The organism is Streptomyces sp. bgisy027 (genome assembly GCF_057710365.1).
The window spans coordinates 18461-45050 of the sequence record NZ_JBYIVZ010000056.1 but is presented as its reverse complement, the minus strand read 5'-3'; the positions used below and the strand labels follow the sequence as shown (position 1 = coordinate 45050).

Annotated in this window: 18 protein-coding genes and 2 pseudogenes; 11 read left to right on the top strand and 9 right to left on the bottom strand. The window is 63.8% G+C overall.

All coding sequences use genetic code 11. From position 1 onward, the window contains the following. The first annotated feature begins 122 nt into the window (after positions 1-122). The 3 genes from AC3ETA_RS39165 to AC3ETA_RS39155 all read left to right on the top strand — a co-directional run bounded on the left by AC3ETA_RS39165 (position 123) and on the right by AC3ETA_RS39155 (position 5479). The gene (locus tag AC3ETA_RS39165) at positions 123-2078 is read left to right on the top strand and encodes a phosphorylase family protein (RefSeq protein WP_488187659.1); all 1956 of its coding nucleotides are present in this window, start codon (positions 123-125) and stop codon (positions 2076-2078) included. Between the two features lie 128 nt (positions 2079-2206). Then, complete coding sequence (locus AC3ETA_RS39160; RefSeq protein WP_432197668.1) at positions 2207-4207, top strand: WD40 repeat domain-containing serine/threonine protein kinase; 2001 nt, start codon at positions 2207-2209, stop codon at positions 4205-4207. A gap of 84 nt (positions 4208-4291) precedes the next feature. After that, complete coding sequence (locus AC3ETA_RS39155) at positions 4292-5479, top strand: integrase core domain-containing protein (protein ID WP_432197667.1); 1188 nt, start codon at positions 4292-4294, stop codon at positions 5477-5479. A gap of 120 nt (positions 5480-5599) precedes the next feature. Here the strand turns inward: AC3ETA_RS39155 and AC3ETA_RS39150 are convergent, their stop codons facing one another. Together AC3ETA_RS39150 and AC3ETA_RS39145 are read right to left on the bottom strand one after the other, a co-directional pair. Next, a complete protein-coding gene (locus AC3ETA_RS39150; RefSeq protein WP_432197666.1) occupies positions 5600-6943 on the bottom strand; it encodes a hypothetical protein in 1344 nt (447 codons plus the stop codon). Between the two features lie 63 nt (positions 6944-7006). Continuing rightward, on the bottom strand, positions 7007-7402 hold the full coding sequence (locus tag AC3ETA_RS39145) for a hypothetical protein (protein ID WP_432197665.1): 396 nt from the start codon (positions 7400-7402) through the stop codon (positions 7007-7009). Positions 7403-7871: 469 nt separating this feature from the next. Here AC3ETA_RS39145 and AC3ETA_RS39140 point away from each other — a divergent pair, with 469 nt between their 5' ends. Together AC3ETA_RS39140 and AC3ETA_RS39135 are read left to right on the top strand one after the other, a co-directional pair. Beyond that, the gene (locus tag AC3ETA_RS39140; protein ID WP_432197664.1) at positions 7872-9275 is read left to right on the top strand and encodes a hypothetical protein; all 1404 of its coding nucleotides are present in this window, start codon (positions 7872-7874) and stop codon (positions 9273-9275) included. 203 nt (positions 9276-9478) lie between these two features. Further along, positions 9479-11179, top strand: a complete 1701-nt coding sequence (locus AC3ETA_RS39135) for a hypothetical protein (RefSeq protein WP_432197663.1) — start codon at positions 9479-9481, stop codon at positions 11177-11179. 95 nt (positions 11180-11274) lie between these two features. On the opposite strand, the pseudogene AC3ETA_RS39130 reads toward AC3ETA_RS39135, so the two are convergent. After that, positions 11275-12360 (bottom strand): annotated as a pseudogene (locus tag AC3ETA_RS39130) (integrase core domain-containing protein). Between AC3ETA_RS39130 and AC3ETA_RS39125 the strand changes: the two are divergent. From AC3ETA_RS39125 to AC3ETA_RS39115, 3 genes are all read left to right on the top strand, one after another. Beyond that, a complete protein-coding gene (locus AC3ETA_RS39125; RefSeq protein WP_432197662.1) occupies positions 12348-12905 on the top strand; it encodes a hypothetical protein in 558 nt (185 codons plus the stop codon). The pseudogene AC3ETA_RS39130 and the gene AC3ETA_RS39125 overlap by 13 nt on opposite strands. Positions 12906-13326: 421 nt before the next feature. Then, positions 13327-15012: a carbamoyltransferase C-terminal domain-containing protein gene (locus tag AC3ETA_RS39120; RefSeq protein ID WP_432197661.1), complete on the top strand. Its 1686-nt coding sequence runs from the start codon at positions 13327-13329 to the stop codon at positions 15010-15012. Positions 15013-15015: 3 nt separating this feature from the next. Beyond that, complete coding sequence (locus tag AC3ETA_RS39115; RefSeq protein ID WP_432197689.1) at positions 15016-15675, top strand: uridine kinase family protein; 660 nt, start codon at positions 15016-15018, stop codon at positions 15673-15675. Here AC3ETA_RS39115 and AC3ETA_RS39110 read toward each other — a convergent pair. Continuing rightward, positions 15634-16428 (bottom strand): HAD family hydrolase, encoded by a 795-nt coding sequence (locus AC3ETA_RS39110; protein ID WP_432197660.1) that lies wholly within the window; start codon positions 16426-16428, stop codon positions 15634-15636. The genes AC3ETA_RS39115 and AC3ETA_RS39110 overlap by 42 nt on opposite strands. 191 nt (positions 16429-16619) lie before the next feature. On the opposite strand from AC3ETA_RS39110, the gene AC3ETA_RS39105 reads away from it, so the two are divergent. Both AC3ETA_RS39105 and AC3ETA_RS39100 read left to right on the top strand, forming a co-directional pair. Further along, positions 16620-17297: a uridine kinase family protein gene (locus AC3ETA_RS39105; RefSeq protein ID WP_432197659.1), complete on the top strand. Its 678-nt coding sequence runs from the start codon at positions 16620-16622 to the stop codon at positions 17295-17297. A gap of 68 nt (positions 17298-17365) precedes the next feature. After that, positions 17366-19165, top strand: a complete 1800-nt coding sequence (locus AC3ETA_RS39100) for a phosphorylase family protein (RefSeq protein WP_432197658.1) — start codon at positions 17366-17368, stop codon at positions 19163-19165. A 152-nt stretch (positions 19166-19317) separates the two neighbouring features. Here the strand turns inward: AC3ETA_RS39100 and AC3ETA_RS39095 are convergent, their stop codons facing one another. Both AC3ETA_RS39095 and AC3ETA_RS39090 read right to left on the bottom strand, forming a co-directional pair. Next, positions 19318-20619 carry an ISAs1 family transposase gene (locus tag AC3ETA_RS39095; protein WP_432197657.1) on the bottom strand — a complete coding sequence of 434 codons (1302 nt, stop codon included), beginning with the start codon at positions 20617-20619 and terminating at the stop codon, positions 19318-19320. Between the two features lie 11 nt (positions 20620-20630). After that, positions 20631-20732 (bottom strand): annotated as a pseudogene (locus AC3ETA_RS39090) (hypothetical protein); the annotation flags it as partial. A 265-nt stretch (positions 20733-20997) separates the two neighbouring features. Between AC3ETA_RS39090 and AC3ETA_RS39085 the strand changes: the two are divergent. Then, complete coding sequence (locus tag AC3ETA_RS39085) at positions 20998-22233, top strand: IS110 family RNA-guided transposase (RefSeq protein ID WP_432197656.1); 1236 nt, start codon at positions 20998-21000, stop codon at positions 22231-22233. Here the strand turns inward: AC3ETA_RS39085 and AC3ETA_RS39080 are convergent. The 3 genes from AC3ETA_RS39080 to AC3ETA_RS39070 form a co-directional block, all read right to left on the bottom strand. After that, positions 22225-22548, bottom strand: a complete 324-nt coding sequence (locus AC3ETA_RS39080; protein ID WP_432197655.1) for a hypothetical protein — start codon at positions 22546-22548, stop codon at positions 22225-22227. The two genes, AC3ETA_RS39085 and AC3ETA_RS39080, sit on opposite strands and share 9 nt — an antisense overlap. A gap of 181 nt (positions 22549-22729) precedes the next feature. After that, entirely contained in the window at positions 22730-25981 is a 3252-nt protein-coding gene (locus AC3ETA_RS39075) for a trypsin-like peptidase domain-containing protein (RefSeq protein ID WP_432197654.1), read from the bottom strand. Between the two features lie 43 nt (positions 25982-26024). Further along, positions 26025-26360, bottom strand: a complete 336-nt coding sequence (locus AC3ETA_RS39070; protein ID WP_432197653.1) for a CU044_2847 family protein — start codon at positions 26358-26360, stop codon at positions 26025-26027. Positions 26361-26590 lie beyond the last annotated feature (230 nt).

Here is a 26590-nt window from a genome sequence, read left to right as displayed (position 1 = left end):
GACTCGGTCGACTCCCTCGTGCGGGGCGCCACTTCGGTCGTCCCGTCTCGTTCATCACCGAGCCGCCGCGGCCCTATGATGAGCCGGGAATCAGACACACCGGTGTATGAGGGACGGTCTCCATGGCGGACGTCGTACCCGACGTGGTGTCTCCCTCCTTCGCACAGTGCCGGGAAGCCGCTCAGCGGCTGCGTTCCGCGGAGCACGGCAGGGCGGCCGTAGCGGCGGTTCGGAGCCGAGGCGTATGTGGCATCGTGCGATCTCGTGGACCGCTCGCCCTCATGCTGTACGCGGGAGCTCGCGAGGGCAGGCTGATCTGGCGGGACCCTCGCGGCTTCGCGCTCTTGGAGGCCCCCCTGCTGTCGCGGCGTCGACCGCTCGGCGGAGGTTTCCGTTCCGCTGCCCTTCGGCTGGCGGACCGCCATTGGGACCTGTTGGTCTTCGCCGCGCCCCTGTTCCTGCTGATAACGACCGCCTTGGGCCTCCTGCCGTTTCCCTCTGCAGGGCGTGCGGTCCTCCTGCTGGCACTCGCCGCCATTGTGTACGTCGCCCTCTGGCTGACCGGCCTTGCCGTGATGTCGGTCGTGTGGTTCTGGCGTACCTTTTGGGCCTTCGCCCGTGCGACCGGCGAAGTCGCTGAATCGCTCTCCGGTGTGCACTGGACCGTTTCGTTGTGCCACGAGGAAGAGGCGGAGCGGGCGGACGAGTTGTTACGGCGAGCCACGGGACGGCTTGCTCAGCTCGTCGCTCTGCGCGCGGGAGCGGCCGCTGCGGACCTCGGGTACCGGGTCAGCCGGGGCGAGCTCACTGAGACGCTCGTCCTGGTGCGACGCGGGATCACCACCGATGCCGTGCGCAGTCACGTCGACGCCTGGGACAGCGCCGTCGGCCCGCGCGACGACGGGGTGGAGGTCGTGATGATCCAGCCGGCATCGAGGGCTCCGGACCCGGCGGATCGCCGGGTGGTCACCGGTCGCTTTCTGCTCCTGTATCTGGCCGCGATGCTGGTGATGGTGCCCGCCGAGGCGCTGATCGTCATGGGCCAGGAGGCCGCAGCCTGCCCGAACAGTGTGTGTGAGGGAAGACCGGCGACATACCTGGACGCTCTGCGCTGGTTGAGTCAGCGCCTGCTGCTCACTGATCCACCGGATCTTTCTCCGGCGACAGGGGCGGCCGCGGCGATCGGGTGGCTCGCCAGCCTCATGGCGCTGATGGTCCTTCCGGTGGCTTACGTAGCCGGTCGCAACCAGATACGAGCCCACACGATCAGAATCGAACCGTACCGGCGTTTGAGGAGCCTGATGGAGAAGCGCACCAGACTGTTGATCCTCGTCGTGACCTCGGGCGAACGCGATGCCGTTTTCCGGGCCGTGACGGAGATCAACGGGAAGAAGCCGACCGCCCAGTTCCTCGGCGACCGAACCGTCTTCGATCTCGGCGTCATCAGCGAGGTCGAAATCCACCTCGTGCAGAGTGAGCAGGCAGCGGGTGGCCCTGCGGGAGCGGCCCTGGTGACTTCTTCGGTGATCGACCGGCTGGCCCCCGACTTCCTTGTCATGGCGGGGATCTGCTGTGGACTGCGACCCAAGGAACAGAAGCTCGGGGACATCGTCGTCTCCAGTCAGTTGCGGCTCATGGATCACCGGAAGATCACGGGCAAGCAGGGCGGCGATCCCTTGGTCATCCTGCGCGGCGACAAGGTCACTCCCTCCAGCTTGCTGCTCGACCGCCTGCGCGCGGCGGAAGTCGACTGGGCCGGAGCCCCAGTCCACTACGGCCTCATGCTCTCCTCCAGCGTCCTGATCAACTCGGCTTCGGTCCGCGACCAGTTGGTGCGGCTCGAACCGGACGGGCGCGGCGCGGAGATGGAGGGTGGCGGCGTGTACGCGGCCGCTGCCAAGGGCAGGACCGACTGGATCCTGGTGAAGGCGATTTCCGACTGGGGCATCCGCAAGAACGACGACGCGCACCCGTTGGCGGCTCGTAACGCCGCCGAGTTCGTAGTGCACATGATCCGCGGCGGGGCCCTGGACCGACGGACGTGGCAGACCTCCGCCGCATCCGGCCCTTCGGAGTGACCGGAAGGGCGCCGGGTGCCGAAGGAGACCGGGCGTCCTGCGCGTTGTCACCGGCTTCGCAGTGACCTGCGGGCTGATTATCGCCAACTCCGCTATGGATCTCAGGGGCGTGGCCTACAGTCATCGCCATGGCAGGGGCAAGGGGGCGTCTGATCGGCGGCCGATACCGGTTGGACGAGACCATCGGCCAAGGCGGCATGGGCCGCGTATGGCGCAGCTACGACGAAACGCTGAACCGGTACGTCGCGGTCAAAGAAGTCCTCCTGCCCGAGGGCCTTCCCGCCGCGGAGCGCGAGCAACTGTTGCAACGAACCCTGCGGGAAGCCCAGGTGGCCGCCAAACTCAACCACCCCGGCATCATCACCGTTCACGACGTGGTGAGGGACAGCGGGGAACCCTGGATCGTCATGGAACTCGTCGCGGGCGAATCGCTGGCAAGCCTGATCGAGCGTGATGGCCGCCTGCCGTGGCCGCACGTCGTGGCGCTGGCAGCCAGCATGGCAGACGCACTCGCGCATGCCCATGCGTCCGGGGTCGTGCATCGCGACCTGAAGCCCGACAATGTGCTGACCGTGGGACGTCGTACGATCATCACCGACTTCGGCATTGCACGCGTGCTGGACGGTTCTGCGGGGACCCGTCTCACCAGCACCGGGATCGTGGTCGGCACACCGCAGTACATGCCGCCCGAACAGCTTGAGGGGGCGGACGCCGCGGCCCCGGGCGATCTGTGGTCTCTTGGGGCCACGCTGTACACCGCTGTCGAAGGCCACGCGCCCTTCGACGGGTCAGGCTTGATGGCCCTTTTCCACGCCATCCTCAGCAAGCCTCTCCCCCCGCCTTCGCATGCCGGAGAGCTCGCCCCTCTGCTGCACGAACTGATGTCCAAGAATCCCGGCGAGCGGCCCACCGCAGCCGCACTCGTGGGACGGCTGGCCGACATCCCACGCCCCGCAGAGCCTCCGCGCAGTCGTCCGGCCGACCCGAACCGCGTCCACCTGCTCACCACTCGCTCCGCGCCCGCCGCTCAGCCGCGAGCACCGCACGCTCCCACCCGGCCGGACGCCCCGCCCGCCCCGCGGCGCGACACTGCCGGAGCAGGCCGAGTACAGCATCCGTCCGCGGCAACCACACCGTCACGTACGACCAACCGCCGCAATGTCCTCTTCGCGGGCGCCACCGCCCTGGTGGGGACAGCCGGTGGGGTCTGGGCGTGGAAAGCCGGTTCGTCCGAGACCTCGGACCGGCCGACCCTGGCGACTCTCACAGGGCACACGTACGTGATCAACTCGCTGGCCTTCAGCCCGGACGGGAAGACGCTCGCCACCGCGAGCGATGACAGCACAGTCCGTCTCTGGGACCCGGCGACGTACGAACACATCGGGACGCTCACAGGCCACACCGATATGGTCTTCTGCGTCGCCTTCCGTCCGGACGGCAGAACCATCGCCACAGCGAGCGCCGACAAGACCGTGCGCCTGTGGGACACGCGCTCACAGAAGAACATCGCCACGCTCGAGGGTCACACCGAACGGGCCAGGTCAGTGGCGTTCGACAGGGCGGGAGAGACGCTGGCCAGCGGAGGCCAGGACCAGACCGTGCGACTCTGGGACGTTGCCGCCAGGTCCTCCATCACCACGTTCACCGTTCCCGGAGGAGCTGTGCACTCGCTGACCTTCGACTCCGCCGGCAGCACTCTGGCCGCAAGCGCGGGATACGGCCCCGTTGCCCGAGTATGGAATCTGCCGTCGAAAAAGGGCATCGACATCTCCACCAACCACGGCACGACGCAGTCGATCGCCCTCAGCCCCGACGGGAAGACACTCGCTGCGTCCGAGCCGTATCGCACCGTGTCGCTGTGGGACCTCGAGACCCGAAAGCTCATCAAGACGCTGGCCGTCGAGCACACGGACTTTGTCAACATGGTGGCTTTCAGTCCTGACGGCAAGACGCTCGCCACTGCCAGTGATGACAAGAGCATCCGGCTCTGGGATGTCGTCACCCACACACGCATCGCCATCATGAGGGGCCACGACAGGCGAGTGCAATCAGTGGCTTTCAGCCCTGACGGGCAGCTCATGGCAAGTGGCAGCTTTGACAGGACCGTACGCCTCTGGAGTCTCAGCTGATCCACTTTGTGGAGTCCCCGGCGGACAGGGGCCCAGAAAGGGATGCGCGTCGTCCTACGGCGTTGCCCGGTCGCGCCGGCCGCGATGACCGACGCGGTCGGCGTCATCACCGGCGGCCTCACCATCGCGTACCGCTTCAGAACGGCTGCACAGCCCGTGATCTGGGGCGACGCCCCGCGGGCCGATCGGGCACCATCGGACCTTGTGCTCGTACGAATGCTCTACCTGATCGCCACACGGATCTTCGCGTGGCTGGTCCTGCTCTCCCGATCCTCTGCGGCGAAGGAGGCCGAGATACTGATCTTGCGACACGAAGTCGCGGTACTGCGCCGGCAGGTCGCGGCCCCCAAGCCCACCTGGCCCGACCGGGCACTGCTCACCGCCTTCGCCCGACTCCTCCCACAGGCGCTACGCCAGCATCGGATCGTTTCCCCGCGCACCCTCCTGGCCTGGCACCAGCGTCTGATCAAGGACAAGTGGACGCAACCCGCCCCTCCGGGACGCCCGCCGATACCCGACGAGCTGCGCGACCTGATCGTGCGGCTCGGTACCGAGAACCCACGATGGGGCTTCCGGCGCGTCCACGGCGAACTACGGCGCCTCGGCCACAAGGTCAGTCCGGCCACCGTCCGTCGCGTCCTTCGCGCCGCTGGCCTCGGACCGGCCCCACGCCGTCACCCGGCACGCGGCGAGTGGACCACCTTCCTCAAGACCCATGCCGACGGCTTGCTCGCCACCGACCTCTTCTATGTGGACACCATCGGCCTGCAGCGGCTATACGCCCTGTTCGTCATGGAGGTACGCACCCGCACGGTCCACATCCTCGGAGTCACCACGCACCCCACCGCAGCCTGGGCCACCCAGCAAGCCCGACAGCTCATGTGGCAACTCGGGCAACATGCCGACGACTTCACCCACCTGATCCGCGACCGTGACACGAAATTCAGCGCCGCCTTCGACGCCATCTTCGCCAGCGAAGACATCACCGTGACCAAGATCCCGCCGCGCAGCCCCAACTGCAACCCGCACGCGGAACGATTCGTACGCTCGGTCCGCGAAGAGTGCACCAACCGGCTCCTGATCTTTGATCGCGGCCACGCCGAGAAGATCCTCCACGACTACGCGAGGCACTTCAACGGTCATCGGCCCCATCAAAACCGCAACCAGCTCGCGCCTCTCGACGACCCGAACGTCGTCCCACTCCCGACGGCTCGGATCGAACGCCGACCAGCTGTGGCCGGACTCATCAACGAGTACCACCGAGCAGTCTGACGGCCCGACGAAAACCCAGCTCACGGCCTATGAACTCTTTTTGAAGCACTACGGGCCGACAGGCTGCGGTGCGACCCACACGGAAACGGTCACGGCTCGGGCCGGGACAGGCGCCGTGGGTCAGGGGCTCTTCGCCCGCAACTTGGCCAGTGTGGTGTTCATCGTCGCCACTTTGTCGTTGTACTCCGTTGCCGCCTCCTTGTACGCGTCGAGGGTCTGCTTCAGTGGTCTTCCGGCCCGAGCCGCGTCCAGCGCGGCCTCCGCCGCTGTGACGACATCCTCCTGCAACCTTCGCAGCCTGACCGCTCCGGTGTGGAGATCACTGGCTTCCGGTGTCTTGGCGCGGCCCGCCAGGTCCTCCACCTCGACCTCGGTACCGACCATGGACTTCCGCGCGTCCGCCAGGGTGGTCTCGGCCGTGTCCAGGCGCCCGTCAACGATGGCCTGCACCCCCTTGTTGACCTTCTCCACGGGCGGGTTGAGGATGCTGATGACTCCCTGGGAGTTCCGCAGCACCGGCTCCACGTTGGTGAACCATTCTAGGGTGTCGTTGAGTTGCTGTGGTGTCTCCGCGAAGCTGGGCGCGGGGGCATTCGCTCCGGCAGCGAGTAGTTGCAGCCGTTCCCGCTGCTCGTCGGGCACCTGATACCCGATTAGCCGGAAGTCGATCTTCAGCCCGGCGGCAGTGAGCCGGGTGCGGATTTCCCGCTCCACGAACGCGGTGTCGGGGTCGCAGGCGTCCTCCCCGTGACGAGTGACCACGATGATCCGGTTGACCTGCTTGGCTTCCTGCCCGAACGGTTCCGAGAAGTCCTCCACGGCCTCGACGATGCCCCGCATCAGGGTGGGCCTCCCGGTCCGCGACAGCGCACCGGCCGCTTCACTGATCTTTTGCCGGTTGCCGGTGCCGAAGTCGACGTGGCGGGTGGTGTTGTCCTTTGCGCCGCACTCGCCGCCGAAGGTGCGCAGGGCCATGGCCTCGCTGTCGCCGGAGTTCTCCAGCACGGTTCGCAGAGAGTCGGTGACGCTCGCCACACCCTCGGCGCCATCGGCGATGTCGACGAGGAACTCCGTCTTGTACGTCGGTGCGTACTCCGGCAGCACCTTCTCGACCACGATCCATGCGGAGCCCGCCAGCAGTCCCAGCAACGTGGTGAGGATGAGCGTGATCCGCAGGCTGCGGGGGATGCTGAGGATAAAGCGGTTGACCTGGCGACCGTAGTCACCGATCAGTACGCCCCGCGCCTGGCTCAGGTCGTACGAGGCGGCCCGGCCCGCTCGAACACCCTGCCTTCCCTTCCCTCTTTTCCGCCCGCGCTCTCTCCCACCGGCCCTGGCGCGTGCCACGAGAACACCGGAGTCTCTCGCCTCGACCTCACCGGAGTCGTTCTCCTCCTTGCTCCGGTGTTCTTCGCTATAGACGCTGCCCCGTACGTCATCGAGACTTTCGGGGTTCCTCGTCACCTGCCCAGCCTTCTCGGTCTCCCCGCGGGGGCCGCTGTGTCGTTCCACGGTGCGCCAGGTGCGCTAGGAGGAGAAGTTGTTGGTCTGGTTGGCGTGGTGCCCCACGACCACGCCCTTGGCCTCCCGCAGATCCGTCAGATACGAGCCGATGGACCCGGAGCTGGCAGGGTGGGTCGTGGCCAGCACCCGGCGCGCCGCCTCGATCAGCTCCGTGTCAGTGCCTGCCCCTGCCAGGTCCAGCGCCCGTGCAAGTCGCTCGTGTTGGCCGGCCGGGTCCCGCAGGTACGCCTCCAGCGCAGCCGTGTCCGTCTTGGCCTCGGCCGCGGTTCCGCCTCTTGATTCGCGGACGCGCGCCAAACGGTTCCGTACAGCTGCGCACAGCACTCGGCTCGACTCCTGGACCGTCGCCGACGACGTACCGGCGACCAGGGCGGTCAGAATGACCGTAACGGGATCCATGGTCCCCCCCCAAAAAAAGATCAGTTTTCCCTGTGTGGTCGTGTGATACTGCAATTCGAAAGTATATGGCACATCCCTTTCGGGCCCTCAAGGCGAGAACCCGGAAATCATTCTTCTTCGCAGAGGGAACAGAAGATCTGTTCGATGCTTTCGAATTTGTTCGAGCGTTGCGCCTCGTGTCCTCCGTGCGGAATTCCGGGCTCCGCACCCGGGAGGTCCGCGGGTCGTTCTGCGGGTCTCCCTGGATTTCGTGGATCGCTTAAAGATCTTGCACGTTGGTAGATGATGGTCGAGGTGGCGAGACCGCGCGCCTGGCAAATCCGGGACAGCGATATCCGTTGACCGGCAATCTGTCACAGCGGCAGGTCATCCACGGGGAGACCCAATTCGGCCGGATGGGACTGCCACCGCGTTCGTCGGCCGGTCACGTCCTGCGCCGCGTAACCCGCATGGCGAAAGGAGCCATACCATGCCGCTCGCGTCACTACTGCGCCGACGCCGGTTGCTGATTCCGGCCGTCCTCGGGGCAGTCCTGGCCGTGACCGCCACAACTGCGGCGTTGACGCTGTTCCTGACGGGTGGCGGGCCGGAGCACCGCGCGGTGTTCCTCGTCGATGCCTCCACGGTGGCTGCACCGAAGGCGGGGGATGTCTACGATTTCGCCGACGTCACGGACGGTGTCGCCGCGGCGGCCCTCAACGCCGCCGATGGCGATGCCCTCTCCCTGCGCCGGTTCGGCGGCGCCTGCGGTACACCCGGCAACACGGCCCAAGTTGTCGCCGACGCCACGGGAAACGGCCGTCCCATCGCCGACGCGGCGAGTGACCTCCGGCCGACCGGGCAGGCCACTCTTCACAGCGGAATCCTCGCCGCCATCGACGACCTCAGCGGAAGCGACGCCACCCACAACCGCATCATCGTCATCACCGCCCACGGCACCGACGCATGCACAGACGACCACGAGTCCTTCGAGCGTGACGTCACCCGTCTGCTCGACTCTGGCAACGCCTCACTCGACTTCCGCTACGTCGGCTACCGCCTCGCCGGCGAGGACCGGGATGCTCTCGCACTGACCGCCGCTGCGACCGACGCCCCGGATCCCGTCCAGACCGACACCGCCGAGGATCTCGCCATCACACTAAAGGAGTTCACCGTTCCCAGCTCCTACGAGGCGGTTCTCGCCGAAGTGCCGAGGCAGACCGCCTCCGTGACGGCCTGCACGACGGGGGAAAACCACATGGGCAGGGAGATCGGCCCGGTGCCCTCCGCTCTTGTGCTGCCTGAGGGCTTCGCCCTTCCCAGCGGCACCGCACTCTATGGATACGGCGATGGAGGCTTCCTCGTTGGACCGTCGGAGGCACGGTGCACAATGCTGGCGATCGGTGCGGCGCCGGGCACCTCGATCGAGGTCTCGGCCGCGGACGGCGCCCGGACCAACCTCCAATTCGGTGGGTCGGCTCATCTGCATCCCTCGGCCGCCTGCGCCGCTTTCGGAGGCATCGCGCCCGAGCTGGAAGAGAAGCTGGAGGACACACACTGGGAGGGGTACTGCAAGGCCGACGGCAGTACCAAGAACGTCCCCACCGGCACCCCGGGCCTCTACATCGGGGTTAAGCAGTGGGAGCGGGAGGCCGGAGATCCGGGAACGTTGCTTCCCGAAGGCTCCGCGTCCTTCTCGCTCTCGATCGCTGACCTGCAAGAAGGGATCGCGACGCGCAGTTTTTCATGCGAAGCCGGCAAGGACGCCCTCGATCTCTGTACGGCGGCATTCACTTACCAATTCCTCCGACTCGCGGAAGATCGCGGGACATCCGCCGAGGAAGCCGACCGGGTGAGTGGGGAGATCGCCGCGATCATCTCCAACGCGGTCTAACCGGACGAGAACCGTGACTTCTGCACGCGGAGTGCATGGGGAGCCAGCAACCGTCAGTGGGAAGAAGGATCTCTTTGGAACGACCGACGAACCGGCCAGGACGCCCGAGGGGGACCACCATGGACACCACGACAACCACCACTGCGCAACCGAGCCGATCCCGATGGCGACGATGGGCCGTGCCGGCTACGGCACTCGCCATCGTGGCAGCCACCACGGCGCTGTTCCTGACGGGTGGCGGGTCCGGGCCGGAGCACCGCGCGGTGTTCCTCGTCGATGCCTCCACGGTGGCTGCACCGAAGGCGGGGGATGTCTACGATTTCGCCGACGTCACGGACGGTGTCGCCGCGGCGGCCCTCAACGCCGCCGATGGCGATGCCCTCTCCCTGCGCCGGTTCGGCGGCGCCTGCGGTACACCCGGCAACACGGCCCAAGTTGTCGCCGACGCCACGGGAAACGGCCGTCCCATCGCCGACGCGGCGAGTGACCTCCGGCCGACCGGGCAGGCCACTCTTCACAGCGGAATCCTCGCCGCCATCGACGACCTCAGCGGAAGCGACGCCACCCACAACCGCATCATCGTCATCACCGCCCACGGCACCGACGCATGCACCGAGGACACCTTGGAGTTCGCGAAGAAGCTGCGTGAGAGGCTGGACAGCTCCGGGCTGGAGCTGGACTTCAGGTTCGTCGGCCACCGCGTGCCGAAGGCGGAGCAGCGTGACCTCCTCCAGACCGCCGCCGCTGGCGACGCCCCCGAGCCGGTATTCACCGACACCTCGAAGGAACTGGCCAGCACGCTCCAGGAGTTCGTACTGCCCTCGTCCTACGAGGCGTTGCCCGTCGAGGTTCCCGATTCGGATGCCGATGATGTCTTTCGTCCGGTTGCCTGGACAACTACGAAGGAGGTGCGTCTCCTTGAGGACCCGGAATCGGAACCGCGGACTCTGGCGTCCCTGGACTCGTCGGCAAACCCCGGGGCGGTGGCCTGGTCGGAGGATCGGAGCCAGATCGCCTGGACCGAGATCTCGGAGGCCGGTACTGCGGAGTCGCTGATCGGCCACGTTCCCGAAGGGGTGATCCGCCTGCGGAACCTGGCCGACGACACCATCCGCACCTGGAATTGCGAGTACTGCGGCATCGCCTTCGTCGGCGATCGGCTGATTTCCACCGGGCCCGGCGCCATCGGCCTTCGGGCGTACCCAGCCGACGGCGGCACGCCTGCGCAGTGGAGGGCCGAAGGGCTGCCGGCCGTGCCGTCCGAGAAGATTCACGGCCCCGTGTACACCCTGTTCTCCCACCGACAAGGAGGGGAGCTGGTCACCTACGTACGTCCGCTGTACGACGACAGCTCGGCCCACAGCGTGTACCGCCTCATGGCCGATGGAACCGCACGGGGAGTGCTGCCCCGCTCTCTCGCGGACGACTTCCAGGCCGTCGACCGCGATGGCGCACGTATGATCGTCAGCTCGGTGGTTGTCGGCCGTGGCGCTGCCGGTCACTGCGAACCGATGAGTCGGCGGACCACGGTCCTCACCCCGGATTCGGGGGAGGAGTCGGCGGCGGTGGCTCCGGGAGCCGGCTGGGCGCCCTTTGACGCTTGGTTCACCGCCGACGGGACCGCCCACGTCTCCTATCTGCCCTACCGGACACGGCGCATCGCCACCGGATACTGCGACTTCGTTCGCAGCGAGAACCCACGCGTATACGCTCTGGAGAAGGGGGCCGAGGAGTGGGTGGCCGTCACGGATGCCGAACGTCGGGTCCGGGACGTCGGTGGCGGATGGCAGGTCGAAACCGTGCTGGGCGACGGCGGTGCGGTGACCCTCACGCTCACCGGAGAGGGCGCGGAACGCACGCTCGGCCGCGCCGTCGTCAAGCTGTTCCCCTCCTCCGCATTCTGAACACCACCTGCGCCGATGCTGCGCTGGATCAGGAACGGCGTTGTCAAGTTGTTGATGCGGTGAACCTGTGCCGTTCGGAAACTCGTCGCTGCTGGTCAGGCCGCGTATCTGTACTCGTTGATCACGCCGCCGAGCATTCGGGGGCGTAGGAGCCGGTGAGCGGTCGGAGCGGTCAGGGGCGCTGGGTGTTCTCAGGCGAGCGGAGGGAGCTGTCCCCTGGCCTGGTGTGGGCGATGACCGTTGTAGTGCCGGGCATAGGCATCGAGGACCTGCCGAGCGTGCGTCTCGTTCCATATCAGCAAGTGGTCGAGGGCCTCGCGGCGCAGGGTGCCGATAACCCGTTCGCAGTGCGCGTTCATCCGGGGAGCCCGAGGCGCGGTCCGCACGGCCTCGATGCTGTCGGCCGCGAAGACCGCGTCGAAGGACTTGGTGTACTTTCCGTCCCGGTCGCGGAGCAGGAAACGCAGCGACTCGACCCGCACACCCAACTCGACGGAAAGATTTCTCGCCTGCTGCACCGTCCACGCCCCCGTGGGATGGGCGGTCACGCCAGCGATGTGCAGCCGGCGTGTGCCGTGCTCGAGGAACACCAGCGCGTACACCCGGCGCAGGTCGACCAAATCGATGTGCAGGAAGTCGCAGGCGATGATCCCTTCAGCCTGCGCGGTCAGGAACTCACGCCACGTCGGCCCGCTGCGTCTCGAGGCCGGATCGATGCCGGCCGCCGTCAGGATCTCCCAGACCGTCGTCGAGCCGACCAAATGCCCGAGCCGAGCCAGTTCGCCCTGGATCCGACGGCAGCCCCACCGCGGATTCTCCTTGGCCAGCCGCACCACCAGCGCCTTCACCGCTCTCGCCGTCGACGGTCTGCCAGACCTGGTCCGGCGCTTGCTGAAGTCCCACTTCCGGGCGATCAGCCTGCGGCGCCACGCCAACAGCGTCGCGGGCGTCACCGGGAACACCTGCGCCCACCAGCGCCGCGGGATCAGCGAGGACAGTGCCGCGAACCACAGCCGATCCGCCGGCCCGTACCGCACCGGTGCCGACAGCTGTCTGCGCAGCACCGCATTCTCGTGGCGCAACACCAGCAATTCCGCGTCCTTGGCCATGTCCCGGCGCAGCAGCACCACCGGGACCGCGAGCAGCTTGCGTACCACCCGATACACCAGTGAAACGATCACCCGGGCAGGATTCCAGCAGACCGCGATACCGCGCCAGACCGCCTCCGAGCAGCAGCGATGAGTTTCCGAACGGCACAAGCTCCAAACTGCGCGGCTTCTTCGAGGAGCACGCCATCGGCTACGTCTTCGCCGTCGGCACCAACTTCCAGGTGCCCACCGGCGTCGGGCCGATGCGGGCCGACCTGCTGACGGCACGGAAGATCCCCAAGCGGGCGTGGAACCGACCCTCGTGCGGACAGGGCGCCAAAGGGCCACGCGTCTATGACTGGGCCCTGATCGCCACGGCCAGCCCACGGCACCATCTCCTGGTCCGCCGCTCCCTCGCCGACCCCACCGACCTGGCCTTCTTCTACGCCTACGTACCACCCGGCCGGTCGATGGCACTGGCCGATCTCGTCAAGATCGCCGGGATCAGATGGGCGGTCGAGGAGGACTTCGCCAACGGCAAGGACGCCGTCGGCCTCGACCACACGCAGGCCCGCCGCTACCGTCCTGGCGCCGACACGTCGTGCTCGCGATGGCCGCCCTCGCCCTGCTCGCCGTGATCGACAGCCTGGACCGACGCACCCATCCCGAACCGATCCTGCCTGCCGACGGCAAGCGGCCCCGCCGGAGCACTTCAGCCAGATCGCCCTGACCGTCACCGAGGCCCGCCGTCTGTTCCAACTGTTCACTGCCCTGCTGCGGGACCTGCCCACCGCCGTCGCCACCCGCCAGATGGCCTTCCACCTGCAATGGTCCAGCTGGCGACGCCGCCACCAAGCCCGCTCCCGCTGGCACCACTACAAGCGCCGCCTGGCCGCCCTTGCCTGATTCCACACCGCGACGTCAGATCACGAAGTGCGACTGGAGTACTGGCCAAGAGAGCACGCCGCGTTTCCCGGCACCGGTCCGATGGGGAGTAAATGTTCGATCAGGAGCGCCCGGTTGGTGATCACGTAATCGACGAAAGGGTCGTGGGGTCGTATGGCAAGCACGGTCGGTTCGCAGATCGTTCTCGGGCTAAATGAAAACCATGATGCTTCAGCCGCCATCCTGACCGCAGATGGGCGATGCGCAGCGATAGCGACCGAGAGGATCAGCAGACGAAAGCATGACGACCAAAACCTGATGCCCGCAGTGCACTATGTTACAACCGCGCTTGATGTGCCAAATGATGCCGTGACCGATGTCGTGCGGTGCATGAGCCCCATCTCGGAACCTCATGAAGGCGCTTCCCTGCGAACGCACACACTTGAACGCACCTTTCCGGGTGCACGCGTACATAACTGCCACAGTCAGCATCTCCTTCACGCCATGAGCGCCTTCTATGCCAGTACATTCACTGAAGCGGTAGTAGTGGTGGTCGACGGGGCCGGGTCAGAAACGGACCGGGCCGGGGCGCCCTCGGATGAAACACTGGAAGGACCGCTCTTCGAATGCGCGTCTATCTATCATTTCACCCATAACGATATCAGGAAACTGTACTCGGAAGTCACCACCCACCATCCGTATGAGCCGCAACGTGAGAAGATCGGGCTGGGACGTCTTTACAGCTACGCCAGTAAACATATCTTCCAAAATCGATATGACGCTGGCAAGGTCATGGCTCTGGCGGCGTTCGGCGAGAGGCAGAATCTTCCTTCATTCCTGTTGCCCGGTCCTCATGTTGCGATTAATCAGCAAGCACTTGCGATGTTCGAGCCGCCTCTGGCCGGTGGTCGAGATGCAATGGCTCATGCCGATCTCGCCGCTCGGGTGCAGTTCGACACGACACAGGGGCTCCTGCGATACGCGCAACTTGCTGCCGAGATGACAGGACTACGCAACGCATGTTTTGCGGGCGGCGTATTTCTAAACTGCCCGGCAAATTCCGCTATCGTCGCTTCCGGCCTTTTTGGCTCGCACTACTTCTTCCCCGCGGCAACGGATGATGGAGTAGCATTGGGAGCCTCCTATTTTGGCATGCGTGAGAGGCCGGTGATCGCCAAGGAGCTCTCACCTTTCCTTGGGCGAAGTTACACAGATCAGGACATAGAAGCAGCTCTTCAAGCAATTCCAGACTATTTCACTAAAAGACGCCTCGAAAATGAGAGCGAAGTTGTCTCACTTGCCGCAGCCCGCCTGGCAGAGGGGCGAGTGATCGGATGGTTTCAGGGTGGATCTGAATTCGGACCGCGCGCCCTTGGCAATCGCAGCATCCTCGCAAATCCGGCAATCCCGGGAATGCGTGACCATATCAACCGCTCGATCAAAGGTAGAGAGACGTTCAGGCCACTGGCACCCCTCGTCCGGCAGGAGACGGTTCATCAATATTTTGAGGTCGCTCCCTGGTTCCGAAGCCCGTACATGCTCCTCACCGCCAGATGCCGCGACAGTCTTGCCTCACTAGCTCCCGAGGTCCTTCACGAGGACGGTTCTGCCAGGGTCCAGACAGTCACCCAGGACGACAATGAATTGATTCACCGACTACTCGAAGCTTTTCAACAGAAGGCAGGCATGGGTGTGTTGATCAATACGAGTCTCAACGGTCCCGAGGAGCCAATAGTGGAAACCCCAGGCGATGCGGTTCGCTTGTTCCTCTCGAAGCCATTAAACGATCTCTTCATCGGAGGTTTCGTCATCTCGCGCCCTGCCGATGCCGGCCAACCCTTACCATCTACCGGCTTTTGAGTGATGAACATGTATGAGGCAGCTCGATACCTGGCTCATGCCATCGAGCGTGGCAGCAACCTGAACCAGGGCGCGCACCATGTAGCCATAGGCGGGCCATCGGCTATTGGCAAGTCAACGCTCGCGCGGGCCGTCAAAGAGATACTCGTGGTCGACTCGACCGCAAAAGTTTCCCTACTTGAACTCGATGGCTTCATGATGTCGCGGTCGGTGCGAAGAAAATTACACCTCAGCGGGTACGACCCTACGGCGCACGATCTGGCAACCGCCAGCAGAGTGATCGATGACTTACTCGGTGGTCGCGAGGCAAATGTGCCAATATATGACCACCGGACGGGCGCTCATGCGTTCATGCATCGTATGGCTCCGGTGCAAGTGCTTGTCGTAGAAGGAGTTCAGGCACTTCATCACAAGCTTCTACGGGCAGACACGATTCGCATTGAGATCACTGCCTCGCTTCTGGTCCGAATCTTTCTGAGGTGGAAGGACGACGTCCGTCGTCGGAACATAAGTTGGCCGCGGGCAGCGGTTCATACAATCCGCGAGACGTGGGCCCACCACTTGCAGAGCAAAAAGCGGGCAGGAGATTCCCCTGCCATCACGATTCGCCGCCTTCTATTTTCACGGTACAGAGTCGTTATGGATAAGCGTGCCAGAAGTTAGTTCCGGAAGGGAGGGATATTGGATCACTTTCAAGACGTCGGCGAGATTCGAGAGAAAGTAGTCCGGTTGCGTGATGCTGAGAGCTCTCCGCGCTTCATCACGGGCCTTAAGCAAGTCCGATGTCACGTTTGGATGTTGCTTTGTTCGGGTTAGCATCCCCGAGCGACATCCAGCAAGTCGTGCGGCCGCTACGTCGCTTTCGCGGTCTCCGACCATCAAGGACTCGTTCGGCGATGCCTTTGCCTGGCGCATTAGTAGATCGATCATCGCAGGACTAGGTTTCGCGCGAATTCCGTCAGAAGGTTCGATTTGGATTAGCTGCGAGTCGAATAATTGATAGATGCCAGCCAGCTTCAGTTTCTTGAGCTGCCTATCTCGATTGCCGTTCGAGGAAACAGCTACGCGAATTCCGCGGTCGAGGGCTCGGCTTAGAACTTCGAGCGCAATTTCAGCTCGACATGCCTTCCAGTAGCCTCTCCAAAAATGCTCGACCATTACCTCGGCCTGGGCATTACATGTGACGCCGAAGTGTCGCTCCAGTTCGTACTTGAGCGCCTGCATGAATACCGACGACGGTTCGCCGAAACCTACCGTTGCAAGAGCGCGCCAAGCTTCCTTCATAAGGTCGGCTTCGACCTCGTCGAAGCCAAGCGCCTCGGCAACATCGTCCTGACCGCAGGTAACCATCACCGCAGTGTCGATGAGAGTGCCGTCGACGTCAAAGATGATCAGTGTCCAACCGGACCGGCCCATGAAGCCTCACAAGATTAAAGTCGGACACGCTAGCATACCAAGATCTGACCCCTTGTCAGGCCGCAGCTAGTTGGAAGGAACCGCCCTGACCGCACGTGAGGCCCCTGGTTGCGCTTGCGGTTACTGCACTGACAGAAGGGCACAACTTAACATGCGATGAGAGATGATGCCGGGCGGACGGGAGAGGGACTGTGTCGAAGCTGAGGCAGCACGAGGTGGTGGCGTTACTTGCTCAGCGAGTCGGCGACCTCCAGCGAAGCGGAGGGACCGTCGTCATCGCGTTCGGCGGTGAGGGTAACTGCCACAAGACCACCATCACCCTCCTGCTCTGTGAGTACTTAGCCCGGAGTGGAATCAATGCAACTTTTCTTGAAATAGATTCCTTTGCGCGTGATCGTGGTGAGCGGTTCCGTGAGGGGATAAGCGGGTACGATCCTCACTCGTTCGATTCAGCCTCATTTCATCGCGCACTGATGCTGCTCGCGGATGGAAAGCCAGTCGCTGTCCCCTACTACGACCACCAGACTGGCAGATCCTGCTTGAACGCCACGTGCGAAGAACACCCTCATGAAGTCCAGCCCGGAAGGGTAGTGGTGGCCGTGGGATTATTTTTCACCATCCAGCCTGACGCTTTGCGGCCAGAGCTACGAATCTTCTTCCGTTCACGAGGAAGAGGAAAGCTCATTTCTCGACTACGTCGCGACATACGTAACCGCGGCTACCCGCCAACGACCGCGTTGATCAACTATGTGCGCATGCGCCGAGATTATCGGCGTTGGATGCAGCCGGCAATCACTGATTGTGATTGGGTGATCGACGTTGATGGGTCCACCTACAAGCTCCGTTTCCGGCGGGGAGCGATGGCATGATGCGACCCTCAGAAGTCATACAGGACTGTCAAGCAGCAGTGGACAGTCACAGCCTCCGATTCCTAGTTGTGGGTGATCTGCTGGTCGACCGTACCTACAAAATCCGCCGTGTGCGTCGCCCCACTAGCCTGTCGGCAGGAGAGTTCTTCCGTAAGGAATCGGTACAGGTGAGCCTTGGCGGGGCTCCGACTCTTGCCCGTGTCCTTCGGTGCTTCGGCGAAACCACGCTGGTAGTGCCGGCAGCAACCCGTGGGGAACTTGCCGATTTCGTGAGCGACACTCTTGAAGGAGAATCGAAACTCGAGCGCCTACGCATCGAAGCGATCCCTTGTCATAGATGGCCGGTCGCAGAGGTGACTCGGTTCATCGAGAATGACTTTAAAGGGCAACCACATTTACTGTATCGCGTCGAGGAGCAGCCGGACGCGCCACTCGACAAAACTGATTTGGAACTACTCGCACGCACCTTGCGACAATCTTCCTACAATGTCGTCGTTGTGTCGGATTACGGCCGCGGATTTGTCAGCCCAGAAGTTTGTGAATTACTGTCCGAGGTTGACGCTCCCGTCATTTTGGACCCCAGCGATAGTTGGCAACATTACTTCACCATCCCTTCCATTCACACCATCATTTCTCGCAGAGATCAAATCGAGTCACTACTCGTCAATTTCGGTGTAACGCAGCCTCAAGCCCGCTCCTCTGTTGATGAGGTCCGCGCCGCAAAGTTCGTCCTGAGCACCATGAGTGGCGTCGGCAACTTGGTACTGAAGGATTACGGAGATTCTGACGCGTCAATATACTCGCGCTCTATTTCTGGTAACAAAATCAAGCGCGACACCTTCAGGAAGTCGCAACACGGATTGTCGACCAGGCTTGGGGGAGGTACGGCATTCACGGCTTACTATGCTGTCGGAATATCGATCGGCCTGGACGTAACTGATGCAGCACTGCTCGCGCAGTCCGGAGCCCTGGCGATGTCTCTAATCGCAGAAAACAGGCTTCCACTCCCAGATGACCTGACTGTAAATTCTCAGCAAATCGACGGTCTTATAAGTCGGGTCGACAGCAACTCCTTCGAGTTGGCTGAAACCATGAGTGAGGAACCTCCTACGGACATCCTTTTGCATGTCACTACCGACGTTGAGCGGGCCGCCGTGATCGCAGCCCTTCTCAAAGCGCAGTGGCGCCAAGTGGCACCACAGGTGACTCCAACGTTCTCAGCTCTGCGTTTTGAATCCACGTCTGGCCGTAGGGTTGCACTGACACATTCTGACATGGGCAGTGGCGGGCCGGGGGGATCGTTCGCGGTCGTCTCCACTGCACTGTCGGCTCTACGTCCCAGATTTGCGATCCTGACTGGAATTGCTTTCGGGTTCGAGAGCGAGGTGAATATCGGAGAAATCATCGTTGCCACTCACGTCGTTCCCTATGAGCTCCAACGATTAGGTACTTCGAAGTATGGCACTGCCGAGATTCGCCATCGGGGTACTCCTCTGGCTGTCCGACCCCAGGTGATCGAAGGTCTCAGGGTGATTCTTGACGGCTTATCCACTGAAAGTCGGGTGTTGTTCGGCCAAATTCTCTCCGGCGAGAAACTCATCGACAACCGAGCCTTCCGGAGCCAACTTCATGAGGCGTTTCCCGGAGCGAAGGGAGGTGAAATGGAGGGATACGGATTCGCGGCAGCATGCGTTCGGCACGATATTGACTGGTTCTTCGTAAAGGCGGTCTGCGACTTCGCAGACGGAGAGAAGTCCTTCGATGGGCAAAGTCGTCAGAGTAAAGCGGCTGCAGCGGCCTCGGAGTTCTGCGTACGAGTTATTCCGTCGCTGCTGAAGGCTGTCCGACCCCCAACGTCGCTTGGATAGTCCAAGATCGTCTAAGATCTCGATCTCGTGCCGAGCGGTCGGATAGCTGGTGAGACGTACCCCAGGGCTCCGTCGTTCTCGTGGTCGGTCCGACGTAGTCGTTGTGGGCCTGATGCCAGGGCTCCGTCATTCTCGCGATCGGTGCGGAATGATCACGTGAGTCCGAGGGTCGCCAGTGGCCGGTTCATGTCCCGTCCGTGGTGGCGCAGGCCCTCGGCGATGTTGTTCTGACCCTCAAGCCGGAGTGCGCCGATGGCCAGGTTCCGCAGGGAGGCCATCGTCCGGGGCGCACTGCCGGTCCGCACCCGGGAGGCGTCCTCACCGAACGTCACGTCCCTGACATGGTGCTCACGATTTTCGATGGCCCAGTGCCCGCGTACGCGTTTCGCCAGGTCAGCGGGGATCGCTTGATGAACCATCAGGCTGGTGACCGCGTAGACGCGTTCGAGTGAGACTTTGCCGGTGCATACCGTGCGGCGTCGTCGGACGATTTGCAGTGCCTGGCCGGCGTGCGGGAACGGCAGGTGCGGCACGGTGACGGCCTTCAGACGGCGGATCTCGTCGCGGCCGTGGGCGGTGGTGCGGGTGCGGTCCATCAGCGGCACCTCCTTCCAGGGAAGCTCCTTCACGAGCGCGTGCACGGTCGGGTGGTTGCCCTTGAGCACGGCGATATAGTGCGCGTTCTTCTCCTCGACCAGGAACTTCGCGTGGTCGGTCTGGGTCAGCAGCGCGTCGAAGGTCACCACCGCGCCGGTCAGGTCCAGTGGTTCCAGCAGCGGCCGGAACGCGGTGATCTCGTTGCTCTTGGCTTCGGTCTCGCGCTGGGCGAGCACGATGCCGTCACCGCGCAGCGCCGAGATCAGGTGGACACGGCGGCCGTCGGCGCGGATGGCGCCGCGCAGGGATTTTCCGTCCACCGCGACCGCCTCCCGGGCTGGGCGGGATGGCGGCTGTGTGTCCTGGCCGGGGGCGCGCAAGGTGTCTGCACGGGCGGTGAGCCAGCCGCCGATCGCCGCGTCGAGCGCGTCGCCGTCGATACGCTGCAGTACTCGGCGCACGGTTGCTTCGCTGGGAGCCCGGTAGGGCCGGTCCGGATCGCGCAGTGTGGCCCCGCAGTGGAGAAGGAGCTGGTCAGGGGCGTCGGCGGCCCACTCGGTGATGGCGGCGAGGGACTTCGCTCCGGCCAGGACCGAGCAGGCGGCCAGGGCCAGGACATACGACAGTGGGTGGCGCCGGCCTCGCCGACTGCGTGGGTCGGGCAGCCTGCGCAGCCGGTCCAGCAGACCGGGCAGTTCATCGCAGAGAGCCGGATCGGATCCGGCGAGTTGGCCCAGCCCGGCGGGGATGGGCCCAGTGCGGGGATGGGTCCATGCACGGTCACGTCCTCGGTCGCGTAGGTCAGCCGTGTCAGTTTGGGAGTTCCGGCTTCCGTCACGGCGTCGAGCAGGCCCCACTTTTGCAAGAGTGCGACGCCCGGCTGATGTATGTAGAGGGTGGACATGGTGTCGGAAGGAAAGGAAGCCCGATCGATGAGGAGAATTCGGTAACCCATCCGAGACAACAGCATGGCCGTGGCGGCGCCGGCGCACCGTGCGCCTACCACGATCGCATCGTACATAAATGCTCCCCCATTACCTTCTTGGTGGCCCCGCAACGGGGCGCCCGGCCTCCGGAGCTGGCATGACTTTCTCCCCCTGTCGATCGCATGGCCTGGGGGGTGGTATCACCGGCTCCGGAGGCATCGACAGACCGCTGATTAGGGGCATGACCACCGGCTTGTCCGCAGGTCGGGAGGGTCTTCGTAATGTGGATGTGGCGATCGGTGCCGTGGGATGGCCGGGCAGGAGCACGACCGGAGGACGCACGTGATCGACGTCAGCGACATCGGCGCCTTCCTCGGCCTGGACGTCGGCAAGGGCGAACACCACGCCACCGCCGTCACCCCGGCCGGGAAGAAGGCCTTCGACAAGCGCCTGCCCAACAGCGAACCCAGGCTTCGCGAGGTCTTCGGCAAGCTCCAGGCCAAGCACGGGACTGTGCTCGTCGTGGTCGACCAGCCGGCCTCCATCGGCGCCCTGCCACTGGCGGTGGCCAGGGACATGGGCTGCCCGGTCGCCTATCTGCCCGGACTGACGATGCGGCGGATCGCCGATCTCTATCCGGGTGAGGCCAAGACCGATGCCCGCGACGCCTTCGTCATCGCGGACGCGGCCCGCGTCATGCCCCACACGCTCCGCTCGGTCGTACTCGAAGACGAGACTATCGCCGAACTGGAGATGATCGTCGGCTTCGATGACGACCTCGCCGGCGAAGCAACCCGCGTCAGCAACCGGCTCCGGGGCCTGCTCACGCAGATCCATCCACACCTGGAGCGTGTCCTCGGCCCGCGCGTCCAGCACCCGGCCGTGCTCACGCTGCTGGAACGGTTCGGGTCCCCGGCCCAGATCCGCAAGGCCGGACGCCGCAGGCTCGTGACACTGCTGCGTCCGAAGGCACCGCGGATGGCCGAGCGACTGGTCGAGGACATATTCACCGCGCTGGACGAACAGACCGTCGTCGTCCCGGGAACGGACGCAGCCGCGCTGATCGTCCCCAGCCTGGCCGGATCACTGACCGCCGTCCTCGACCAGCGCAAACTCCTCGCGGCCAGGATCGAGGAACTGCTGGAGAGCCACCCTCTTTCGAAGGTCCTGACGTCTATGCCGGGGATCGGCGTCAGGACCGGAGCACGGATCCTCATCGACGTCGGCGACGGCAGTTCGTTCCCGTCCGCCGCCCACCTCGCCGCCTACGCAGGCCTCGCCCCGGCGACCCGCAGCTCGGGTTCCTCGATCCGCGGCGAGCAACCCTCCCGGAGAGGAAACAAGCAGCTCAAACGGGCCTTCTTCCTCTCCGCGTTCGCCGCCCTGGCCGACCCAGCCTCCCGCACCTACTACGACAAGAAGATCAGCCAGGGCAAGCACCACACCCAAGCCCTCCTCTGCCTCGCCAGACGACGAGCCGACGTCCTCTTCGCGATGCTCCGCGACGGAACCTTCTACGAACCCCAACCCGACCCATCAGCGTGAAGCATCGAGGGCTCGCCTGGCCTCAGCCCACAGGCCATCGAACTCCTTCGCGGAGATCTCGGCCGCCTGGGGCTGCTCCTGCCAGCCCTCCAGGCTGCCTTCGGCCAGGACGCCGTACTGCCGTTCATAACGGCCCATCGCCGCGAGATCCGCATGATCACGCAGGTGCAGCACCTCTTCCAAGGAGGCCGCCGTCACCGGCCGCAAGTCCTTCCCTCGGACCTCGATCTGACGCGCTGCCCAGCCCTCGTCATCGGCCTCGAAATACAGCCACAGGTCTTCGTCCTCGTAGTAGGTGCGGAACCAGGTCGTCATGCCGCCATCCTCACCCACCAGGCACCTCCACCACCTTGACCAAACCCATAGGGGCACCCCCCGAGCCCGTGGAGCCCGGCGCACCCCCAGCGTCACGCGACGGCCCACCTCGAACGACCCGAGGATATTACGGGCGAACTGCCGAGCAGGTCAGCCACCGAATCCCGCTAACGAATCGAGGTTAGAGCAAGTCAAGTTTGCCCATGTATCTCTCCCAGGCGTCGGCCACCTGTTCCGCCTCTGTGCCAATTTCCAGGTCCACGCGAATCACGTTGGCAAGCTTGATGTGGTTACGTAGGCCGTTCGTTCCCATCCAGTCTCGGATGAATGCAACGTCAGGCAAAAAAGCTGCGAAGATCGGGCCAAGACTCCGCATGTCAATCGTGGTTTTGCTATTGCGTAGCACCTTGGCGATCTCGATTACTGGTTCAGGGAACCAGCGGATCTCGACCCGCGACCCACTCGAGACTGCCAGCGATTGGCGAGTTGCCTTGTCGTATGTCTGGAACAAGTGGTTGTGCGTCATGTATCTGCCGAGGCGAGGTGAGCCGGTCCGCGCGCCCGCCCGGGCGTCACCAACGAAGGACTCGCCGAGAGGGATGAAAGGAATCCGGTCATCAGCAAACTGGTACTCGTAGGCGGACCTGCCTGCTGCTTGCGATCGAGAACGATGCCGTTGGCGCGGAGATTGCAGAGTGGAGTCGCCCCTCCTCTGCGCTTGGTTCTGCTTTTTGTCGCCCTTGCTGAATTCCCCGGCTTCTATCACTTCCCTCACGCCTCGTTGGCCGCGCAAGAGAATACCAATGATTTCTGCAGCGGCTTGGGAACCGTCCGTGCTACGTTCGACACCCAGGCAACCAGTCAGGAATAGGCACAATAGAGCGATTCCTGCCGAACCATCGTCCGAGAGGCGCACCTGTTCGGCGAGGGCCGCCGGGCTTAGCTCGGTCCATGCTCCGCCGTCGACGACACGCATGAACGGGAGCAGGATCTCCCATCCGTGCATCGGATTCCGGTTTCGAACATCCTTCGTGGTCATCGCGAGCTCTAGGTCACGCAGGAGCCCCGGGGAGGCCAATAGGCTGTCCGCCACCCGCCACGACACTAGTCCCGTGAGTTCCTCCAGCAGGGCAGCAACGGCTGGATCGTCGTCTGGACCGCGCAGTAGTTTGACGAAGTTCGCCACCTCATCGTTCGCCAGGGCATCGTACTCAGCCACGGCCATGGCACCGGACTTCACCCGGCGGAGGGCCTCTTCCGCTACCAGAAACTCCTGGAATGACCTATGCGCGAATCGGATGCGGTCGCCATACCGCCGGTCGAGAGGGGAAGCTGCCACCAGGTCTCGCCTCGTCACGGAGATGTCCCGACCGGCCGCGTACGGCGCGACCAGTTCGTCGGGCAACTGGTCTGCGGTCAGGATTCCAGTGCTGCGCCGCTTTTCCCACATCCAGAATGCGATCCGCGCGAGGAAATCACGCCGGACCGCACGGTTGAACGCCAGCCGATGCTTCTTACTCTCCTCTCGCAGCATCACCTCCGTGATCATCTGATTCACGAAGGTGTCGTACAGTGTCTCCAGGTCCAGGTCTTCGATGTCGCCGGTGTAGTCGGGGAGGATATCTGCGAGCATGCGCAGCTGGACTGGCCGCCGACAGATATCGCGTAAATCCGGTGACTTTATTTGCTGCCATATTCGCTTAATGTCGAAGGGGCGCCCGTTGATCGACTCCACATAGAGAAGATATCGCTCGAGAAACTGAAAAATCTGGGAATTATCCAAAGGTGCGAGCTCGATCTCGAAGTAGTCCGCGCTCGCTGGTTCATGAACCTTAGAGAGCCTTCCTGGAATTTTCCCATGCAGCGCTTCGGCCTGCTCCTCATCGTTCTCGAATGCAGTGGGGCGCCCGAGCAAGATGACCTTGGCCTTCTCGCCGACCAAGCGCCCGAACTGGGTGAGATTGAACTTAAATTCTGGCCAGGTAACCAGGTGTTTCATTTCGTCAAAGCCATCGAAGATAACAACGAACTTTCCGCGCCGGTTTAGTTCCAGGAACTTGGGAAAAGAGTATCCTGGCACCTGGTTGACCGCAGTGAAGTGCGCTCCGATGAGCCCTTCGAGGCTCTGCTCGGATGAGACCTCGCCAAGCTTGATCAGGACGGGAACGCGGGCGAGATCATTCTTGGCAGCCCGTGCCGCGAGGACCGATGTTAGCCGGATCGCGAACGAGGATTTCCCCAGCCCGTAGGAGCCGAGCACGGCTAGCGGGCGATCGAGTGGAACGGTGGAATTTGGGTCGTCGCCGATCCATCTGAGGACCTCAGTCTCCAAGTCCGTGCCATTGTGCGTGACCGGCTCGATGTAGTAGCTGGCAAGGCCGTCGGGAGAATCACTGAACAACTGCGCCGCAGTGCGCAGGTAGCCGCGCAGGTTCAGGCCGCTGGAGACTAAGGAGTCCAGCGTGCGAACTATCAGCCCAGGCCGAGAGGCCCCGAACCTCACGGCCTGCACCGACGGGGGCACCTTGGTCACGACGAGCAGTTCGTTGATCGCTCCGGTGGACCACAGCTCCTCGTACCTGAGCCACAGGAGTGCCAGATCTTCTTCAGATAGCGGATGTCCACTGGCAATGCAGGCGACGCCGACCAGACAGTCCTGGTGATACCGGGTAGTGCGGCCGATCAGGTCGAATTCCTTGCCCTGAATCACCTCGTCCGATTCCACGTCGTAGCCGTCGATGTCCAAGCACTCCTCGACAAGACGGCGGAACTCCGCCTTGCTGACCTGCCTGGTGGCCGGAGTCTCCTCCTGGACGCTAACCGTCGGCAGCTCCGATGGCGGCATGACCTGCTTGAGCAACTGCATGAGGTGCTCGGTTCGGGCCACCCATACCGAGTCCCGCAGCCAGTCGTCCTGTGAGTTATATCGGGATGACACGATCCCTAGCAGGAGGCCGTCATCGGACCGGCGCACAGGCGCGCCGCTCATGCCTCGCATGACAGCTTTGGACTCCAGTCGACCAAGGTGGGCGACGCCGGCGCGCTGGGCGCTACCCTGCCATTCGCCAGCGGCATCAAGCCACTCGTACTTGTGCTTGTCGGGGATGTCGGCCACACCAGTGACGATTACCTTAGTGAAGGGCAAAACGGAGTCGGAGAGGACGACACCAGTGATCGGCTCAAAGCACTCCCGGTTCGCTCGGAGGATCGCCAAGTCGCTGATTTGGTCCTTTGCGAGAACGGTCGCGCTGACTGGCGCCTCCGCGCCGTCTAGCACGCCGACCTCGACGTTGTCGCCCACCTCGGCAGATAAATCGTCGAGAACATGGCTTGCCGTCACCACGATGAGCGGTGCTACCGCGAAGCAAGTGGCTGTCGGTCTGCCGTCTTCTCCGAAGATCCCGCCCACCTGGTTTCTGATACGAGAACTCATGGGTCGTTTCTTTCAGATTGGACGGCAAGGGTCGCTGACGGGATCAGAGTGTGGCAGGCGACATGTCGTAGCTCAGGTGCACGACGATGGATGCCTCGACACCTCCGCCAGCAACAACGACTCCACCCTGAGCCGTGAAAGCAAGCCCAAGCTCAACCTCGATGCCGGTCGGGGTCGCCGCCGCCCTCGCTAACCGTCCTGCAGTCTCTGAGACGCTCTTGGCTACCGCCTCAATGGCATCTCCCGCCTGCTGCAAAGCATCGACTGCGCGATCCCGAAGCCGGTTGCCGGCACTTGTCTCCTCGGAACCGGCCGGAACTACAGTGCTGACCAGGACCTTCTGGTCCCCGAACGTAAGTTCTGTGAGCACGCTATTCATGGAAGGAACGCTAGCGACAAAAACCAATTGGGGCAGCTGAACGGAAAAATCAACGGCCAGGTGGGCAGGCGGTAGGGTCCAAGCGGCGGAGCCGCATGGCTCGCCCACCGCCCCCGGAATCACCTGCCAGTACCCCCTTGCACCGCACTCTTCGTGCAGGTAGGGGCCGTTGACACCCGCCGCGGCGATGCTTCCTTGCGGCGATCCCTATTACCGGTGTCGGCGAAGCC

Coding starts and splice junctions, on each gene's coding strand:
- AC3ETA_RS39165 (WP_488187659.1), top strand. CDS start 123: ATGGCGGACGTCGTACCCGACGTGGTGTCTCCCTCCTTCGCACAGTGC.
- AC3ETA_RS39160 (WP_432197668.1), top strand. CDS start 2,207: ATGGCAGGGGCAAGGGGGCGTCTGATCGGCGGCCGATACCGGTTGGAC.
- AC3ETA_RS39155 (WP_432197667.1), top strand. CDS start 4,292: ATGACCGACGCGGTCGGCGTCATCACCGGCGGCCTCACCATCGCGTAC.
- AC3ETA_RS39145 (WP_432197665.1), bottom strand. CDS start 7,402: ATGGATCCCGTTACGGTCATTCTGACCGCCCTGGTCGCCGGTACGTCG.
- AC3ETA_RS39140 (WP_432197664.1), top strand. CDS start 7,872: ATGCCGCTCGCGTCACTACTGCGCCGACGCCGGTTGCTGATTCCGGCC.
- AC3ETA_RS39120 (WP_432197661.1), top strand. CDS start 13,327: ATGGCAAGCACGGTCGGTTCGCAGATCGTTCTCGGGCTAAATGAAAAC.
- AC3ETA_RS39115 (WP_432197689.1), top strand. CDS start 15,016: ATGAACATGTATGAGGCAGCTCGATACCTGGCTCATGCCATCGAGCGT.
- AC3ETA_RS39110 (WP_432197660.1), bottom strand. CDS start 16,428: ATGGGCCGGTCCGGTTGGACACTGATCATCTTTGACGTCGACGGCACT.
- AC3ETA_RS39085 (WP_432197656.1), top strand. CDS start 20,998: ATGGCCGGGCAGGAGCACGACCGGAGGACGCACGTGATCGACGTCAGC.
- AC3ETA_RS39080 (WP_432197655.1), bottom strand. CDS start 22,548: ATGACGACCTGGTTCCGCACCTACTACGAGGACGAAGACCTGTGGCTG.
- AC3ETA_RS39075 (WP_432197654.1), bottom strand. CDS start 25,981: ATGAGTTCTCGTATCAGAAACCAGGTGGGCGGGATCTTCGGAGAAGAC.
- AC3ETA_RS39070 (WP_432197653.1), bottom strand. CDS start 26,360: ATGAATAGCGTGCTCACAGAACTTACGTTCGGGGACCAGAAGGTCCTG.